Below are 17,998 nucleotides of genomic sequence, written 5' to 3' on the forward strand. Positions count from 1 at the left end.
CCGACGGGTCTGCGCCGGCCGGACTGTCCCGACCCGCTGTTCCGGGCATTCCGGTGCCCCCGCGACCGGTGCCAGCGCGACCGGTGCCGCGCCCTGCCGCACGGCCCAGCCCCGTGCGATCGGCGGCGCGCAGCCGCGCGCCCCACGGCCGCAGCCGCCGTGACCGGCCACCCCAAGTCCCCGCGGCCGCGAGCAGGAGCACGACCCCGAGCACGACGAGCGCGTGCGGGGCCGTCACGCTCGCTCCGCCTGCCGGACGAGCAGCGCGATCCAGCGGCGTCCTGCCGCGAGCACGCCGAGTCCGACGATCACCGACGCCGCACCGGGTCTGCCGCCGAGCACCGTGCTCACCGGGTCGGCGCCGAGCAGGCTCGCGACGAGGACGCCGAGCAGCGGCAGCCAGGCGAGGAGTCGAGCGGTCGCCCGCGGTCCCGCGAGTGCGGCGTCGCGGCGGGCTGCGCGGGTCTCGGCGGCGACGGCCTCGCGCCCGACGTGCTCGAGCGTGTCCGCGAGCGGGGACCCGAGCCGCACGGCGACGCGGCACGCCGCGACGAGGGCCGCGACGCGTGCGCTGCGTTGTTCGGCCGCGCTCCGTCCGCCCCGCGCGCGCCGTACACGTGGCGGTCCCGCCCCGTCGGCACCGACGCTGGGCCCGGGCCCGGGCCCGGCATCGCGCCCCGGCCCAGCCCCGTCGGAACCGGGCCCAGCGCCGTGCCCAGGCTCAGAACCTCGCCCCTGCCCGCCCTCGAGCTGCAGCGCGAGCGAGGCAGCGTGCGGCACCCCGTCGGGCGTCGCGAGCACCCCTGCCCTGGCCCACGCGTGCGCGGGCGGCGAGCCCGCGCGCAGCGACGCCGCGACGGCCATGAGCAGCACCTCGACGGCGCTGCCTGCCGCCCCTTCGGACCGCTCGGCGACAGGGTGTGGGCGTCGGTCGCCACGGCCCGGAGCCGTCCCACCACCCGCGAGGAGCACGAGGAGGGCGACGAGCCCGCCGACGATGACGGCGATCACGCGCGGTCCCGGAGCTGGGCGACCAGCGCGTCCCACGCCGGCCCGCGCACCGGCGCGCCGCTCCCGTCCCACGTGAGCGCCGGCTCGACGACGAGCCGGCCGTCGTCGAGCCCGACGGTCCCGACCTCAGCGACGTGACGCCGCCCGTCCGTGCGCCGCAGGTGGACGACGACGTCGAGCGCGGCCGCGGCCTGGGCGGCGACGGCCGCAGGGTCGAGGCCAGCGAGCGCGCCGAGGGCCATGAGCCGCGCGGGGACGTCGGCGGCCGAGTTCGCGTGGAGGGTCGCCCAGCCGCCGTCGTGCCCGGTGTTGAGGGCGGTGAGGAGCTCGCGCACCTCGGCGCCCCGGCACTCGCCGAGGACGATCCTGTCGGGCCGCATGCGCAGCGTCGCTCGGACGAGGTCGGCGAGCGTCACCTCGCCGCGTCCCTCGACGTTGGCGCGCCGGGCGAGCAGGTGGAGGACGTGCGGGTGCGTCGGCACGAGCTCGCGGGCCTCCTCGACGACGAGGAGGCGCTCGTCGGGCGGGGCGAGCGCGAGGAGTGCTGCGAGCAGCGTCGTCTTGCCGGTGCCGGTGGAGCCCGAGACGAGCACGTTGGCGCGCGCCGCGACGAGCGCGGGCAGCAGGTCGCCCGTACCGGGCGGGAGCATGCCTGCCGCGACGAGCTCCGTGTACGGCAGGCCACCCGGGCGCAGGACGCGCAGCGAGATGAGGGCCCCGCGCGGACACACGGGGGCGACGACCGCGTGCAGGCGAGCACCGTCGGGCAGCCGGGCGTCGACGACGGGGCTCGCGTCGTCGAGGCGCTGCCCGCCCGCTGCGGCGAGGTGGACGGCGAGCGCGCGGACGTCGTCGTCCGTGCCGAGATCGAGCGGGACGTGCTCGAGCCCGGAGCCTCGGTCGACCCACACGTCGCGGGGGCCGTTGACGAGGACGTCGGTGACGCCAGGCTCGTCGAGCAGCACCTGGAGGGGGCCGGCGCCGAGGGTCGCGTCGCGCACGTCGTGGACGAGCCGCTCGAGCGCGTGCGAGCCGAGGACGACGCCGCGGTGGCGCACGGCGTCGCGCACGACGTCGCCGAGGTCGGCCACGCCCGCGGGAACCGTCGCGAGGCGGGCGCGGACGTCGGCGAGCAGTGCGTCGTCGTACGTCCTCACCGGGCACGCACCGTCCGCCCGCCACGCATCGCGTGCTGCAGAGCGCCGAGCACCGCGAGCGCCGTGCGGTGCAGGCGCGGCCCGCACGGCCCCACGCCGCGCTCCACGGCACGCGGCAGCGTGCGGTCCGTGTGGAGGCGGGCGAGGACGTCGACGCCGACGGCGTCCGCGACGACGCCCTCGGTGAGGCCGCCGGGCGCGGGCCCGGACGTCACGAGGCGCACGGCCGCCGCGGGATGCAGGTCGTGGAGGCTGCGCTGCGCAGCGGCGACGCCCTGGAGGTCGCGCGGCACGACGAGCACGTGGAGGTCGACGGGCACGGGCGGACGGGAGCGCACGTGGCGGGGCAGGTCGAGGACGAGCGGGACGTCGGCGCCGAGCGCCGCGAGGACGTCGTGCAGCGCGGCGGGCGCGACCTCGCCGGGACGGGCGCGGTCATGGCTGAGGACGTGGACGTCGCCCCACAGCGGCAGGAGGGCGTGGAGCTCGGCGGCGGGGACGTCGCCCGTCGCGTCGCGCAGGTCCGCCCAGCGCAGACCGGGCTGGTCCTCGATGCCGCAGAGGACGTCGAGGCCGCCGCCGTCCTCGTCGAGGTCGACGAGGACGCAGCCGCCCTCGCGCCGGGCGAGCGCGCGGGCGCACGCGGCGGCGAGCGTGCTCGCGCCGGTCCCGCCGCGGGCGCCGCTCACGCCGAGGACGGACCGGAGGCCGGGCGGAGATGCTGCGGCGAGACGCGGTCCGGCATCCCACGCGTCGTCGTCGGGCGCGGGCCACGGCCGGGCGGTGGCCTCGGTCGCGGGCGGCACTGTCCACAGCGCCATGGTCACCTCCGGGTCGTCGCGCTCCTGGTCGCCGCCGACGCTGCCCGCCACGCACGCACGTCGCCACCCGTCGACGCAGATCCGTGGACGGCCCGCGCGGCTGCCCGGGCTGTGGTCAATCACTCCCGCTAGGCTCGGTCCCGTGACCGCGCAGCGACCTGCGGCGTCACGGCCCCGGCCGACCGCCGCGTTCTTCGACCTCGACAAGACCGTCATCGCGACGTCGAGCGTGTCCGCGTTCTCGCGCCCGTTCGCTGCTGGCGGCCTCCTCTCGCGCCGCGCCATGCTGCGCTCCGCGTACGCGCACGTCCTCTACATGGCGGGCGGCGCGGACGCCGAGCAGACCGAGCGCATGCGCCGCACGCTCTCCGCGCTCGTCGAGGGCTGGGACGTCGCGCAGGTGAGCGAGATCGTCAGCGAGACCCTCCACGACCTCATCGACCCCTACGTGTACGCCGAGGCCGTCGAGCTCATGGCCGCGCACCATGCGGCCGGGCGTGACGTCGTCATCGTCTCGGCGTCCGGCACGGAGGTCGTCGAGCCCATCGCGGCGGCGCTCGGCGCGGACCGCGTCGTCGCGACGCGCATGGAGATCGCCGACGGCCGCTACACGGGCGGCATCGACTTCTACGCCTACGGGGAGAACAAGGCGGTCGCGGTGCGCGAGCTCGCCGAGAAGCACGGCTACGACCTCGCCGAGTCCTACGCGTACTCCGACTCGATCACGGACGCACCGATGCTCGGGGCCGTCGGGCACAGCTTCGTCGTGAACCCCGACCGCGCACTACGACGGCTCGCCGCCGAGGAGGGCTGGGACGTGCTGACGTTCACGCGGCCCGTCGCGATCGAGGCGTTCCTCACGCCGCGGCGCGGGATCGCTGTGGGCGTCGCGCTCGCGGCCGCCGCGGGCGCGATCGTCTGGGCGGTGCAGCGGCGTCGGTCGCGCTGATCCGCAGGCCGTGTCCGAGGACGTCCGCGCGGGCGGCCGCTCGCGCAGACATCGTCGGGAGCGAGGCGCTGCGCCGCGCTCCCGCTCGGTGCACGCGCCGTCGACCGTGGGCCGGGACCGTGGGACCTCGGCCCCCAGCCGTCCCCGCGTCCGGGCGCAGGTCAGCGCGTCTCGACGTGCCCGTAGCGGTGGCGCGTGCGGCTCACGGCCTGCTCGCGGAGGAACGCGAGCAGCTCGCGCGCGCCCGACGCGACGACGGGGGCGTCGAGCACCGTGACGAAGCCGGTCCGTCCGGCGGCGGCCTCGCGGAGCCCGGGGCTCCTCCCGACGACGCGGATGCGCCCGTCGACGTCGCCCGCGGCGACGCGTGAGGCGAACGTCGTCGCGTCCTCGACGCGGGCGTCGCCCGGCAGGGCGAGGTCGACGTACGTGCCACCCTTCGGGTCGCGCAGAGCGACACCCGCCGGGCCTGCGTCGTCCGGCTCCGTGCCATGCCCGGCACCCGCACCGCCCACGCCCCCGCGCACGACGGTCGGGTCGACCGACACCTCGACGCTCACGCCGCACCGCTCGGCGGCGGCGAGGACGCGCGTCACCTCGACCTCGTGCGCGCCGGGCCCGACGCGCACGGTCGCGTGCGGCACGGGCCGATAGCGCAGCACGTTCGACTCGACGGTGAGGCCGCTCGGGTCGTGCTCGCGTGAGAACCGCTCGCGCCACCAGCGGGCGTCGGACTCCCCCGCCCGGGCGAGCCACGCGCCGGGTGCGGTCTCGCGGTCGGGCACGCCGGGCGCGTCGGCCCACGTGCCGAGCTGCGCGACGTAGTGCGGTCCACCGGCCTTGGCGCCGGGGCCGACGACGGACGCCTTCCATCCGCCGAACGGCTGACGGCGCACGATCGCGCCGGTCGTGTGCCGGTTGACGTAGAGGTTCCCGGCCTCGACGCGCTCGGTCCAGCGGTCGATCTCGTCGTCGTCGAGCGAGTGCAGGCCGCTCGTGAGCCCGAGGTCGACGTCGTTGACGACGGCGATCGCGTCGTCGAGCGTCGCGACGCGCACGACGCCGAGCACGGGGCCGAACGCCTCGGTGCGGTGGAACCACGAGCCCGGACGGACGTCGGCGCGGATGCCCGGCGACCACATGAGGCCGACGTCGTCGAGGCGCCGGGGCTCGACGAGCCAGCTCTCGCCGGGCTCGAGCATCGTGAGGGCGCGCAGCAGGTCGCCGTCGGCGACGGGCGTGAGGGGGTTCATGACGGTGCCGGCGTCGGTCGCGGGGCCGACAACGAGGGACGTCACGGCGTCGGCGAGCTGACGGCGCAGGCGGTCGTCGGCGCCCGCGGAGCCGACGAGGACGAGGAGCGACGCGGCCGAGCACTTCTGGCCGGCGTGGCCGAAGGCGGAGCGCACGGTGTCGGCGACCGCGAGGTCGACGTCGGCGGACGGCGTGACGATCACGGCGTTCTTGCCCGACGTCTCCGCGAGGACGTCGAGGTCAGGGCGCATGCGCGCGAAGAGCTGCGCGGTGGCGAGCGAGCCGGTGAGCAGGACGCGCGTGACGTCGGGGTGCTGCACGAGATGGCTGCCGACGCCGGCCTCGCCGCGGCCGTCGACGTCGAGCACCTGGAGGACGTCGGGCGCGTGCCCCGTCTCCGCGAGCGCGTCACGCACCGCTCCCGCCGCCATGGCGGCGGACAGGGGCGTGAGGTGCGAGGGCTTGAGGAGCGCGGGCGAACCGGCGGCGAGCGACGCGAGCACGGAGCCGAGCGGGATCGCGACGGGGAAGTTCCACGGTGGGGTGACGAGCGTGACGCCCGACGGCCTGTGGACGGCGTCCGGGTCGGCGTCCTTGTGGTCGGGGTCGAGCCGCTCGGCGGAGCCTGCGTACCAGCGGGCGAGGTCGATGACCTCGGAGATCTCCGGGTCGATCTCGGCGACGGTCTTGCGGGCCTCGGCGACGACCGTCGCGGCGATCGCGTCGCGCCTCTCGGCGAGGAGCTCGGCGGCTCTCCTCAGCGCTGCGCCGCGGGCACGTGGCGGGACGGCCGCCCAGGTGAGGCGCAGCTCGACGGCGCGGGCGACGACGGTGTCGGCCTCCGTCACCGTCCGCACGGGCACGAGCGACGCAGGCGCAGCATGCGGCGTGGCACCGCCCCGCATCGCCGCGCCCCTCTCCCGCACCGAGGCGAGCGCGGGATCCAGGTCGGGCACGTTCCAGAACTCCCGCGATCCGCGCTCCCCCGCACCGGCGGCTGTGCCAGCGCCTGCGCTGGAGCGAGCGCCCGCACGCGGTTCTGAGTCGTGCACGCGGGTTTCAACACGCGTGAGCGACTGAAAGCCGCGTGCAGACGGCTCGTCGGGGCTCGCGGACGCCGGTGAGGCGGGCGGGTCGGCTGAGGCCGGCGAGGCCGGCGAGGCCGGCGGGTCGGGCGGGTCGACTGGGACCGGCGGGTCAGGCGGGTCAGGCGGGTCGGCGGGTTCCGGCAGGTCGGGAGGGGAAGGCAGGCCCTGCGGGTCAGGTGAGGTGGCGCGGAGGCGGCGGGGCGTGCGGTCCACCGTGGGGGCCGCCACGACCGCCGCGCGGAACGCTTCCTCCTGGGCGTCGAGCGCCGTGCCGCCTGCCGACATCGCGTGGAGGAAGTTCTGCGGCGCCGCGTTCTCCTCGAGCCGACGCACGAGGTACCCGACGGCGACGTCGAGGTCGGCCGGGTCGACGGCCGGCACGTAGAGCAGCACCCGACCGGTCTCTGCGCGGACGGCGCGCGCCTGCGCCGGCGCCATGCCGTGGAGCATCTCGACCTCCATGCGCGCCGCCTCGCCGCGCTCGCGTGCGAGCAGGTGCGCGGCCGCGACGTGGAAGAGGTTGTGGCTCGCGACGCCGACGCGCAGGCCGAGCCCGGGCGTGAGCGCGAGGTCGACGAGGTCGAGGTACGACGCGTCGACCTCAGCCTTCGTCGCGTAGACGGTCTGCTCCCAGCCGTGAAGCTCGGCCTCGACGCGTTCCATCGCGAGGTTCGCGCCCTTGACGAGCCGCACCCGCAGAGGCCGCCCGCCCGCGGCCTCGCGCCGCCGGGAGTGGAGGAGCACCTCCTCGAGCGCCGCGCGCGAGTCGGGCAGGTACGCCTGGAGGGCGACGCCGAGGCGCAGGTCCCGCAGCCCTGGGTCGTCGGCGAGCTCGGCGACGACCGCGAGCGTGAGCGCAAGGTCCCGGTACTCCTCCATGTCGAGGACGAGGTGCGTGCCGTGCGCGCTCGCCGCGCGCGCCAGGGGCCGCAGCCGCCGCAGGACGCGCGCGCGGGAGCCGTCGAGGTCCCACGTGACGATCTGCGGGACGAGCGCGGACACCTTGACGGAGACGTGGTCGACGTCGGGCCGGGCGACGAGCTCGCGCAGCCGAGCGACGCGCGCGGCGGCCTCGGCCTCCCCGAGGACAGCCTCGCCGAGGAGGTTGACGTTGACGTCGAAGCCGCCACCCCGCAGGCGCGCGAGCTGCGGGCCGAGGTCGGTCGCGTCGGCGATGAGGTGCCCGATCATCTGCCGCATGCGGCCGCGCGCGGCGGGCACGGCGACCTGCGGCGCGAGGGGCGCGAGTCGCGCTCCGCGGGTGAGCAGCAGGCGGTCGGCGGCGCCGAGGAACGTCGGGCGCAGGCCGGCGCTGCCGAGGGCCGCGAGCTCGTGCGCCGCGACGTGCGGGTCGCGCGGGCGCACGACGCGGTCGACGAACCGCAGTGCGAGCTCGAGGCCGTCGGGGTCGGCGACGAGCGACGCGAGGCGGCGGGTCGAGCGACGTTCTGCAGAGGTCTCGTCGTGGGCGGTCGCGGCGAGCCAGCGGCGCGCGAGCCCGACCGCCTCGGGGACGACATCGTCGAGCGTCACCATGCGTTCATCCTCCCGCCGCAACCGGCACGGGCGCACGATCTCGGAGCCAGTCTGAGACGCGAAGGGTCACCTGTCGGGACGCCGACGGCCGGCTCCCCCGCAGGGGAACCGGCCGTCGGCGCAGTGCAGACCTACTTGCTGAGCCCCTTGGCGATGAGGTCCATGACCGAGGAGTCCGCGAGCGTCGTCGCGTCCCCGACGGCGCGGTTCTCGGCGACATCGCGCAGCAGGCGGCGCATGATCTTGCCGGAGCGCGTCTTGGGCAGCTCGGCGACGACGAGGATGCGCTTGGGCTTGGCGATCGGGCCGATCTCCTTGCCGACGTGGTTGCGCAGGATCTGGACGATCTCGTCCTCGTCGGTCGTGCCGAGCGCTTCGGTCGCGTCGGAGCGCAGGATGACGAACGCGACGACGGCCTGGCCGGTCATCTCGTCGGAGGCACCGACGACAGCGGCCTCGGCGACGGCGTCGTGCGAGACGAGCGCCGACTCGATCTCGGTCGTCGAGAGGCGGTGGCCCGAGACGTTCATGACGTCGTCGACGCGGCCGAGCAGCCAGATGTCGCCGTCCTCGTCCTTCTTGGCACCGTCGCCGGCGAAGTAGATGCCGGGGAACCGCGACCAGTACGTGTCCTTGAACCGCTCGAGGTCGCCCCAGATGCCGCGGAGCATCGCGGGCCACGGCTCGGAGAGCACGAGGTAGCCGCCACCGCCGTCGGGCACGGACCTGAACTCGTCGTCGACGATGTCGGCGACGATGCCGGGCAGCGGGACCTGCGCGGAGCCGGGCTTGGCGGCCGTGACGCCGGGCAGGGGCGAGATCATGATGGCGCCGGTCTCGGTCTGCCACCAGGTGTCGACGATCGGGGCCTTGTCGCCGCCGATGACGCGGCGGTACCACATCCACGCCTCGGGGTTGATGGGCTCACCGACGGAGCCGAGGACGCGCAGGCTCGAGAGGTCGAACTTCGCGGGGATGTCCTCGCCCCACTTCATGCACGTGCGGATCGCGGTGGGCGCCGTGTAGAGGATGGTGACCTTGTACTTCTCGATGATCTCCCACCAGCGGCCCTGGTGCGGGGAGTCGGGCGTGCCCTCGTAGATGACCTGGGTCGCGCCGTTGATGAGCGGGCCGTACGTGACGTAGCTGTGGCCGGTCACCCAGCCGATGTCGGCGGTGCACCAGTAGACGTCGGACTCGGCCTTGAGGTCGAAGACGTTCTTGTGGGTGTACGCGGCCTGCGCGAGGTAGCCGCCGGTCGTGTGGAGGATGCCCTTGGGCTTTCCCGTCGTGCCGGAGGTGTAGAGGATGAAGAGCGGGTGCTCGGCCTCGACCCACACGGGCTCGTGCGTGACGTCGGCGGACTCGAGGGCATCGTGCCACCACACGTCGCGGCCCTCGACGAACGCCGTGTCCTGACCGGTGCGGCGCACGACGAGCACGTGCTCGACGGGGCTCTCGACGCCGTCGCGCGGCTCGATCGCCTCGTCGACCGCGGGCTTGAGCGCGGAGGGGGCGCCGCGGCGGAAGCCGCCGTCGGCCGTGATGACGACCTTGGCCTCGGCGTCGGCGATGCGCGAGCGCAGCGCGTCGGCGGAGAAGCCACCGAAGACGACGGAGTGCGGGGCGCCGAGGCGTGCGCACGCGAGCATCGCGACGACGGCCTCGGGGATCATCGGCAGGTAGATGACGACGCGGTCGCCGGTCCTCACGCCGAGCGCGGACAGCGCGTTCGCGGCGCGGGAGACCTCGCGGAGCAGGTCGTTGTAGGTGAGCGTGCGGGTGTCGCCGGGCTCGCCCTCGAAGTGGATGGCGACGCGGTCGCCGCGTCCCTCGGCGACGTGGCGGTCGACCGCGTTGTAGGCGGCGTTGAGCGTTCCGTCGGCGAACCAGCGGGCGACGGGCGCGCCGGACCAGTCGAGGGTCTCGGTGAACGGCTTGCGCCACGTGATCAGGTCACGGGCCTGGTCGGCCCAGAAGCCGAGGCGGTCGGCCGCGGCGGCCTCGTACATCGCAGGCTGCGCGTTCGCCTGCGCGGCGAACTCCGGGCTCGGAGGGAAGCTCCGGCTCTCGTGCAGAAGATTCTCGAGACCGGCGGCTGCCGGCGTCCCGTCCTGGCTCACGACGTTCCTCCGTTGTGCATCGACGTTGGTGCAACGGGACCTTCGTCCCGCTCGGAGTGTAGTCCCGCTCACACCTCGCGGGGCGTGGGAGTCCCTCATCGTGGGCAGCCGGAGGCGCGGGATCCCGGGGATGTGACGGGGTCCCGCTCCCACGTCGCGACATGCGCGGCGTCACGAGCCGCGGCCGCACCTCGCCAAGGCCAGGTTCACCGCACCCGCGACCGGGGCCTCGGCCAGGTGGCGGACGTGCGCTCCCGGGACGAACCTCCGCACGGCGTCCGCCACCCTCTCCCTCTGCTCCGGGACCGCGGCGAGCAGCCCTCCCGCGAGCACGACCGCAGAGCCGTCGGCGCCGCGCGAGACGAGGTCACGCACGCAGGCGGCGAGAGCCTCGGCCCCTGCCGCGAGCACCTCGGTCGCGAGGTGCGAACCAGCCGCGGCGGCGCCCGTCACGGCAGGGCCGTGATCGCCCCACCGCTCGGGCCCCTGCGCCCACGAGAGCCGGTGGACGAGACCCGGGACGTCGGGCACTCCGACCGACTCCAGCAGGTGGGCCCGGAGCACAGCGTCGGGACGGCCGGCATCCTCGGCGCGCAGCAACGCCGCGACAGCGTCACGTACGAGCGCGGACGCCGACCCCGGGTCCGAGAGGACCCAGCCCCACCCTGCCGCCCGCAGCCGCGCACCGGAACGGTCGCGCCCGACGACGATCGACCCCGTCCCGGCGATGACGCCGATGCCGTCCTGGAGGCCCGCGGCGGGCACGACGAGCTCGGCGTCGTTGACGATCGTCACGGAAGCCCGCAGAACGGCTGCCGTCCGGTCCCCGAGCTCGCGCGCATGCTCGACGGTCTCGACGCCGTGGGCACCCACGACGACGGTCAGTGCCGCACGCCCGCCGAGCGCATCGGTGACCGTGCGCGCGAGCCACCGGGCAGCACCTGCGTCCGACGCCTCCCAGCCGCGGGTCGCGACGACGACGTCCTGCACGACCGCGCCCTCGCTGTCGACCGCACGAACCTGTGTCTTCGTCCCGCCGACGTCGACGCCGACGACCAGGGGCTCGCTCATGCGTCCAGTCTCGGCGACGCGATCGCGAAGTCGCCCGGATCGACGCCACCGGCCTTCGTGTCGTCGTTCGCGAAGACGAACGCCTCGACGTCGACCCCAGCAGCCGCCGCCAGCTCACCGGCGAGAACCTGCAGCGCGACGATCTCGGCGACCGTCCGCGGAGCGCCGGTCACCTCGGGGAGCCGCAGCACCTCGAGCGCCCCGTCCCGTTCGACGTCACGCGTCGTCACCAGCAGGGTGAGGTGACCCGCTCCCGCGAGCGTGCGTGCGAGGGCGACCTCCCGCCCGTCGCCGACGACGATGTGGAGGGAGCGCCCGGCGGACTCCATCGCGCCGTGGAGGTAGTTGCGCGTCACCGCCGGGGTCGCGGGCAGCCGGACGACCTCACGCAGGAGCAGCGCGACGGCCTCGACGACGGTGAGCCCGGCACCGGACGCGACGACGTCCGCCGCGACGACGCCCGTGCCGGTGCATCGCACCGCCAGGTCCCGCATGATCGGCGTGGCGTCGGCAACGACGCCACGCACGAGGTCCCCGATCCCGACCCACGGGCTGGGTCGCCCGCCGAGCATGCGTGCGGTGAGCCGTTCGAGCGCGATGCACGTCCCCGTGAGGCCGACCGTCGACGCGTACGAGTCGGGCTCCTCGCCGAGCCCGACCGTCACGTCGACCGTCGCCTCGAGAGGGCTGTCCGCGACGTTGACGAGCCCGAGCGTGGGGACGTCGACGCTCTCGAGCGCCGCGAGCGTCTCTGCGCTGCGCCCGCCCTGGGAGACCGCGACGACGAGGTCGGCCCTCGTGACGTGCGACGCCTCCGAGGCGAGGGCGCGCTCGGCGCGGACCCCGCCTGCGCGCAGGTCGAGGATCGCGCCCGCGAGCGCCGCGTGCGAGGCCCCCATCGCGAGGAAGGTCGGCGTCCGGACGTCGAGCATCTGCGGGTCGAGCCGGTCGAGCTCCTGCTCGACGTGCTCGGCGATACGGTCAAGGGCTGTCGCCTGGGCGGTGATGCCGTCGGCGAAGGTGAGTCGGATGGGTGACATGAGGTGCTCCGTGCGGGTGCGTGCGGGTCAGAGGGTGGCGACGGCGAGCGCGAACCACGCGGTGTGCGGGATCCACTGCTCGGACCAGCGCCAGGAGTCGCCTGGCGGGGCCTCGTGCGGGAGGAAGGCGATGTCGTCCTCGTCGGTCCATCCCGACGTGATGCCGTTGACGATGCCGCCTGGTGCGTTGGGGAAGTCGGACTCGTACTCGACGACACCGCGGCCACGGCCCTGGAGCATGCAGACGTCGAAGGGGTTGCGTCCGAGAACCCAACCGACCTGGTCGGACGCGAAGGCTCGGAGCCGCTCGCGCAGTCCCGGCGCCGCATGGTCGGCAGCGAGGAGAGCAGCCGTCGCGAGCGAGGAGATCCCCGCGTTCTCGCCCTGCCACCAGTAGCCGGTCTCGTTCGCGTGAGGGAAGAAGAACGCCTCTCGCGGTCCCCCGCCGAGCGGCTGCGTGAGCTGCCGCGGGTAGCCGAACGGGTTGACGACGGCGGACGTCCGGTCGAGCACGTCAGTCATCGCTCGCACCGCCACGGCCCGCGCGTCGTCGGCGAGCGCTCCGCCGAGGACATCGGCGGCGCGCAGCAGCGCGACGACGGGAAGTCCCGGCTCGGCCGCATGGAAGAAGGGGGTCCCTGTCCCGTCGAGGTCGAACCAGCCGGGCCCGTCGTCGGGCCGGACGTAGCGTGCGACGAGACTGCTCGCGCGTCGCTCGGCCGCGGGCCTGGCGTCGCTCGCACCGGCAGCGACGAGCTCGGCCGCCGCCAGCAGCGCGCACGCGTCGTCGAGCGCGTTCTCGCGACCGTCCCAGAGGTGCTCGACGTTGTGCGCCTCGAGGTGCTCGAAGCCGCGGCGGGCCGCGGCAAGGTACTGCTCGCGCGTGAGGTCTCCGTCGTCGTCGAGGGTCGCTGCCCGCGCGAGCGCCGCGATCGCGAGGCCGCCGCCGTGCCGGTAGCCCGCCTGGTAGCGGTCGGTGCGGCCGCAGTCCTGGATCGGCGCGTTGATGACTCGTTCGTCGAGCTCCTTCGTGAGGGCGTCGAAGATGCCGACGTAGAAGTAGCCCTCGGGAGCCTGGAAGCGGACGAGGAAGTCCGCTCCCCACAACGCCTCGTCGCGGAGACGGGTCCCGACCGCGCGGACGACGGCCAGGTGTCGACGTGCGAGCTCGTCCCGCGCTGCCATGAAGGCCCACGCGCACAACGGGGTCTGCTGGGGGCTCATGGCCGTCGTGTACGTGAGGTGGCTGAGGAACTTGCTGGTGTCGCCGCTCGCGTCGAGCCAGCCTCCGCGCGCGTCGACCGTGCGCCCGATCGTGTCGCCCCAGAGGCGCGCGGCACGGTCCTTGCGGTCGATCTCGCCCGACGACCGTTGCCCGCGGAAGTACGCGAGGACGTCGGGCAGGACTGCTCGCTGGAGCAGGTCGGGAGCGACAGTGAGGCTGACGCGCGCGCTGCCTGAGCCGTCGGTGACGTCGAGCGTCCACTCACCCGGCGCGAGGTCCGAGGGGAGCTCGAGCCGCGCATGCGGTCCGACCGACCAACCGGGCGTCGTCGAGGCGACGGCGTCGGGCAGCGTCGTCCGGGTGCCCGCACCGTCGACGAGCGTGCCCGCGACGGTCGCACCGACGGTGGTCGTCGCGACGACGACCGAGGCGGGGAGGTCGGTCCCGAGACCGACGTGCGTGGTGAGGACGCGTGGCGTCCTCTCATCCCTTGAGAGCACCTGCGAGCACCGCACCTTCCATCTTGTCGGCGAAGAACGCGTAGAGGACGTAGACCGGAACGAGAGTGATGACGATCCCCGCAGCGAGCACACCGTACTGCGAGGCGTTGGCGAGGGAGAGGGTCGGCAGGGCGACCTGCGCGGTCCGCACTGCCTTGTCGGGGCCGATGATGACGAGCGAGAAGAAGTACTCGTTCCAGAAGGACAGGAAGTTGAGGATCGCGACGACGACCGTCGTCGGCAGCGTGAGCGGCAGGAAGACCGACCACAGCGTGCGCCACTGCCCCGCGCCGTCGAGGACGGCGGACTCCTCGAGCTCCTTCGGCACCGACCTCATCGCCTGGGTGAGGAGGATGACCGAGAGCGGCATGGCGCTCGCGGGCAGGAAGAGGATGAGGAACTCGCGCGTGTGGAAGAGCGACATCGCGATCGCGAGCATGACCGTCGGCACGAGCGCGGCGAAGCCGGGCACGAGGAACCCGAGCGCGAAGAGTCGTTCGAGCGCGACTCCGAGCCTGCCGCGGGCCCGTGCGAGCGCGTAGGCGGCGGGCAGCGCGAGCGCGAGCGTGAGGACCGACGCTCCGACGGTGATGTAGGCCTGGTTGAGGAGGGCCGGCCCGAGGGTCGCCTGGGTGAACGCCTTGGCGAAGTTCTCGGTCGTGAAGCCGGCGATCGGCGAGAAGGGCTGGGTGATGATCCCGAGGTTGCCCTTGAACGACGAGACGACGAGGTAGTACAGCGGGACGGCGAGCAGCGCGACGTAGGCCCAGACGAGGCCGTGCACGACGAAGCGCCAGGGGCCGGAGCGTCCCAGTCCGGAACGTGTGTCGCGGCGGCGGCGCCGCGCCGGGAGGGTGGTGGTGGGGGCGGTCATGTCCGGCCCTTCAGTGCTGTGCGCGGAAGACGCGACGGATGACGAGGAGCCCGACGACGCCGGCGCCGAAGAGCATGACGGCGATCGCCTGGGAGTAGCCGACCTTCGACTGGTTGAAGGCGTAGTCGTACACGAGGAACGAGAGGTTCACGGTTGCCGTGCCGGGGCCACCGCGCGTGAGGAGCAGGACGACAGCGGCGGACGAGAAGAGGGTCCAGAGGAACTGCAGCGTCGTGACGACCCCGACGAACTCCTTGCACATGGGGAACGCGACGAGCCACATGCGGCGCCAGTGCCCGCACCCGTCGAGCTCGGCGGCCTCGAGGATCTCGCCCGGGAGCGTGTTGAGGGACGACGCGAGCATGACGGCCGAGACCGAGACCGAGGACCACAGCATGACGATGATGATCGCGACGAACGCGGTGTCGGCGCGTGCGAGCCACGGTGCCGTGAGGTGGCCGAGCCCGACGATGTCGAGCGCGCCGTTGACGAGGCCGGACGGCGCGAAGACACCGGCGAACACCATCGCGAGCGCGGGCGCGGAGAGCAGCACCGGCGTGAAGAGGACGGCACGGACGATCCGGTGCCCGCGCGGCCTGAGCGAGACGTAGTAGGCGATCATGAACGCGACGACCACGACGACGGGCAGGACGACGAGCAGCTGGACGAGCGAGTTGCGGGCCGCCTCGTGGAAGACGGGGTCCCGCACGAGCTTCGCGAAGTTCTCCCCGCCGACGAACATGCGTGGAGCGATGAGCCCCCGCCAGCTGGTCTGTGCGAAGTAGAAGAGGCTGACGAGCGGGCCGACCGTGAAGACGAGGAACCACAGGACGGCGGGCAGCGCGAGCACGAGCCCGGCGTTCCGTCGGAGCGTGCCGTCGGGACGGGTGCTGCCCGGCCGCGCGGCGGTGAGCGGCCCGCGGGCTGCGGGCGGGGTGTCGACGGTGAGGGTCACGACGACGTCCTTTCGTGGGGACGCCGCCGGGTACGTGTCGCACCCGGCGGCGTCGGTGTCACCGGGCTGCGTCGTAGGTCTCGTCGACCATGGCGCACACGGTCTTCGCGTCGTTGCCCTTCGTGAAGGCGATCGACGTGGCGCGGTACATGGGGTTGGAGACGTCGGCGGGGACGTGGAGGTCGGGCATGACGGCCCACTGCACGCGACCGGGGAGGTCGGTGAACGACTGCTGGAGGAGCGGCGACTCGACCTTGCTGACGTCGAGGGTGACGTCGGTCGCCATGACGGTTCCACCGACGACCATGGAGCTCATGACGTCGGTCGAGAACATGTGCTCGACGAGCTTGCGGACGGCGTCGAGCTTCTTGGCGCCGTTGGGGCTGATCCACCATCCTGCGGAGGTCGAGCCGTTGTAGGCGAGCGGCTTGGTCGCGGTCGACCCCGGGGCGACGGGCATGCCGCCGAGGTAGGTGGTCGACGCGATGCCGGCGTCTGTGCCCTGGTAGGCCCACGAGCCCATCGGCGAGGAGAGCGCCTTCCCGGTGAGGTAGAGGGCGGACGCCTGGTCGGAGGTGAGGCCTTCGACGCCGTCGACGAACACGCCTGCGTCGCGGAGCCGGACGAACTCCTCGATGCCCTTCATCGCGGCCGGGCTGGAGCAGGTTCGCCCCTCGGCGAAGACCTTCACGGTCTCCTCGGGCGTCATGTAGGTCTGGATGTACTGGAGGAACAGCTTCTGCCCGGACCAGTCGTTGCCGCCTGTGGCGATGCCGCCGTAGCCGAGCTCTCGGAGGCGGTCGGTGGTGGCGATGAGCTCGTCGTTCGTCGTGGGGACCTCGAGCCCGGCCTCCTCGAGGAGGGCCGTGTTGTACCACCAGGGCCAGGTGAAGCCGGCGTAGGGGAAGCCGCGGAGGCTGCCCTCGGAGTCGGTCCAGTCGGCGAGCGCTGCGGCGGGGATGGCGTCGGTCAGGCCCCACTCGTCGACGTAGTCCGCGACGTCGACGACGGCTCCGTTCTTCGCCCAGTCGAGCTGCTTCTCGAGGAGTCCGACGAGGAGGACGTCTGCCTCTTCCCCGGCGAGGAGCGAGGTCTCGTAGACCTGGTTGAGGTCGTCGCCGTTCTCGAGGACCTTGACGGTGATGCCGGTCTTCTCGGTGAAGGACGCCAGGGCGTCCTTGAGGGGCTTGCTCTCTGTCCCGGCGGAGGTCCAGTTCGTCTGGAGGACGAGCTCGGTCGTGGCACCGTCGTCGGCTCCTCCGCTGCACGCGGTGAGACCGAGTGCGAGGAGTGCGGCGCTGATCGGGGCGGTCTTGCGCAAGTGATGCATCGTCGGACCTTCCTGTGCGTGCGGGCCGGGCAGGGGTGCCGGCCTGAGTCCCGCGGATCCCGTCGCGTCGGTGCGGCGGTCCCGTCGCGACCCAAGGTACACAGTGGTCTTGTTGTGGTCAACAGTGGTATTCATTAGCGCAGTCCACGGCGCTTGCCGTTGTCACGCGAGGCTCGACGAGAGCCGGACGATGCGCACGCATTGGTACGCTGTGGTCTGCTGACGAGCGAAGGAGAGAGATGGACGAGCACGGGAGGTCTGCCCCCTCACGCACGAACGGAGCCGACCCGCTCTGGCTCCAGGCTGCAGGACTCATCGCCGCGGACGTCCGGTCCGGTGCGCTCGCACCGGGAGACAGGCTCCCCGCCGAACGTGACCTCAGCGTCTCGCTCGACATCTCACGCGTGACCCTGCGCAAGGCCCTCGCCCACCTCGTCGCGCGAGGCGTCCTCACCTCGACGCACGGTCGCGGCTGGTTCGTCGCGACACCGGCCGCGCCCAGCGAGTGGCCCAACCGCCTCGAGTCGTTCACCGAGACAGCACGACGACAAGGACTCACCCCGTCGACGACAGCCGTCGGGGCGACGGTGCGCCCCTCGACGCTCGACGAGTCCGAGCGCCTCGGCAGCACCGCGGGCGCGCCCCTCCTCGACCTCGAGCGCGTCCGCCTGCTCGACGGTGTCCGCATCGCCGTCGACCACGCCCTCGTGCCGCTCGCCGCCGCACCCGGCATCGAGGACGACGACCTCTCGACCGGTTCGCTGTTCGCCGCGCTGCGCGCACGCGGCGCAGTCCCGCACCGCGCGGACGCGACGATCGAGTCGCGCGCCGCCGACGCACGACTCGCGGAGCTGCTCGAGGCCGCTCCGGGAGCCCCCGTCCTCCTGCTCGACGAGATCGTGCGCGCCGCCGACGGCACGGTGCTGCTGTGGTCCCGCGTCTCCTACCACGGGGAGCGGTACAGGCTTCGGACGACCTTCGCGACGGAGGACTGACACCGCCTCGCGCCCCCGGCGACGGCGCACGACCTCCGGGACGCGTAGTCGTCCCGCTCCCGAGGTCCG

General features: G+C 73.8%; 13 protein-coding genes. 2 read left to right on the forward strand and 11 right to left on the reverse strand.

What is annotated here, in order from left to right; all coding sequences use genetic code 11:
• Positions 1-234: 234 nt before the first annotated feature.
• From G7063_RS13125 to ssd, 3 genes are read right to left on the reverse strand one after another with little or no spacing between them, the layout of a single operon-like run.
• Complete coding sequence (locus G7063_RS13125) at positions 235-1,011, reverse strand: hypothetical protein (protein ID WP_166414791.1); 777 nt, start codon at positions 1,009-1,011, stop codon at positions 235-237.
• On the reverse strand, positions 1,008-2,168 hold the full coding sequence (locus G7063_RS13130) for a TadA family conjugal transfer-associated ATPase (RefSeq protein WP_166414792.1): 1,161 nt from the start codon (positions 2,166-2,168) through the stop codon (positions 1,008-1,010). The genes G7063_RS13125 and G7063_RS13130 overlap by 4 nt, the downstream gene beginning before the upstream one ends.
• Complete coding sequence (ssd, locus tag G7063_RS13135) at positions 2,165-3,040, reverse strand: septum site-determining protein Ssd (protein ID WP_240916092.1); 876 nt, start codon at positions 3,038-3,040, stop codon at positions 2,165-2,167. Before ssd ends, G7063_RS13130 begins: the two co-directional genes overlap by 4 nt.
• 91 nt (positions 3,041-3,131) lie before the next feature.
• On the opposite strand from ssd, the gene G7063_RS13140 reads away from it, so the two are divergent.
• Positions 3,132-3,938 carry an HAD family phosphatase gene (locus G7063_RS13140; RefSeq protein WP_240916093.1) on the forward strand — a complete coding sequence of 269 codons (807 nt, stop codon included), beginning with the start codon at positions 3,132-3,134 and terminating at the stop codon, positions 3,936-3,938.
• 161 nt (positions 3,939-4,099) lie between these two features.
• On the opposite strand, the gene G7063_RS15330 is transcribed toward G7063_RS13140, so the two are convergent.
• The 8 genes from G7063_RS15330 to G7063_RS13185 all read right to left on the reverse strand — a co-directional run bounded on the left by G7063_RS15330 (position 4,100) and on the right by G7063_RS13185 (position 16,925).
• Positions 4,100-7,816 (reverse strand): proline dehydrogenase family protein, encoded by a 3,717-nt coding sequence (locus tag G7063_RS15330; RefSeq protein WP_240916094.1) that lies wholly within the window; start codon positions 7,814-7,816, stop codon positions 4,100-4,102.
• A gap of 131 nt (positions 7,817-7,947) precedes the next feature.
• Positions 7,948-9,939: an acetate--CoA ligase gene (gene acs / locus G7063_RS13155; protein WP_240916095.1), complete on the reverse strand. Its 1,992-nt coding sequence runs from the start codon at positions 9,937-9,939 to the stop codon at positions 7,948-7,950.
• Positions 9,940-10,110: 171 nt separating this feature from the next.
• A complete protein-coding gene (locus G7063_RS13160) occupies positions 10,111-11,010 on the reverse strand; it encodes an N-acetylglucosamine kinase (RefSeq protein ID WP_166414796.1) in 900 nt (299 codons plus the stop codon).
• Complete coding sequence (locus G7063_RS13165) at positions 11,007-12,050, reverse strand: SIS domain-containing protein (RefSeq protein ID WP_166414797.1); 1,044 nt, start codon at positions 12,048-12,050, stop codon at positions 11,007-11,009. Before G7063_RS13165 ends, G7063_RS13160 begins: the two co-directional genes overlap by 4 nt.
• A 27-nt stretch (positions 12,051-12,077) precedes the next feature.
• Positions 12,078-13,775: a glycoside hydrolase family 9 protein gene (locus G7063_RS13170; RefSeq protein ID WP_166414798.1), complete on the reverse strand. Its 1,698-nt coding sequence runs from the start codon at positions 13,773-13,775 to the stop codon at positions 12,078-12,080.
• Positions 13,759-14,649, reverse strand: a complete 891-nt coding sequence (locus tag G7063_RS13175; RefSeq protein WP_166414799.1) for a carbohydrate ABC transporter permease — start codon at positions 14,647-14,649, stop codon at positions 13,759-13,761. Before G7063_RS13175 ends, G7063_RS13170 begins: the two co-directional genes overlap by 17 nt.
• A gap of 10 nt (positions 14,650-14,659) precedes the next feature.
• Positions 14,660-15,604, reverse strand: coding sequence for a carbohydrate ABC transporter permease (locus G7063_RS13180; protein ID WP_166414800.1), 945 nt, complete (start codon positions 15,602-15,604; stop codon positions 14,660-14,662).
• A gap of 58 nt (positions 15,605-15,662) precedes the next feature.
• Complete coding sequence (locus G7063_RS13185; RefSeq protein WP_166414801.1) at positions 15,663-16,925, reverse strand: ABC transporter substrate-binding protein; 1,263 nt, start codon at positions 16,923-16,925, stop codon at positions 15,663-15,665.
• A gap of 248 nt (positions 16,926-17,173) precedes the next feature.
• Here G7063_RS13185 and G7063_RS13190 point away from each other — a divergent pair, with 248 nt between their 5' ends.
• A complete protein-coding gene (locus G7063_RS13190) occupies positions 17,174-17,929 on the forward strand; it encodes a GntR family transcriptional regulator (RefSeq protein WP_166414802.1) in 756 nt (251 codons plus the stop codon).
• Positions 17,930-17,998 lie beyond the last annotated feature (69 nt).

Source organism: Sanguibacter sp. HDW7, from assembly GCF_011300875.1.
Lineage (GTDB): Bacteria > Actinomycetota > Actinomycetes > Actinomycetales > Cellulomonadaceae > Flavimobilis.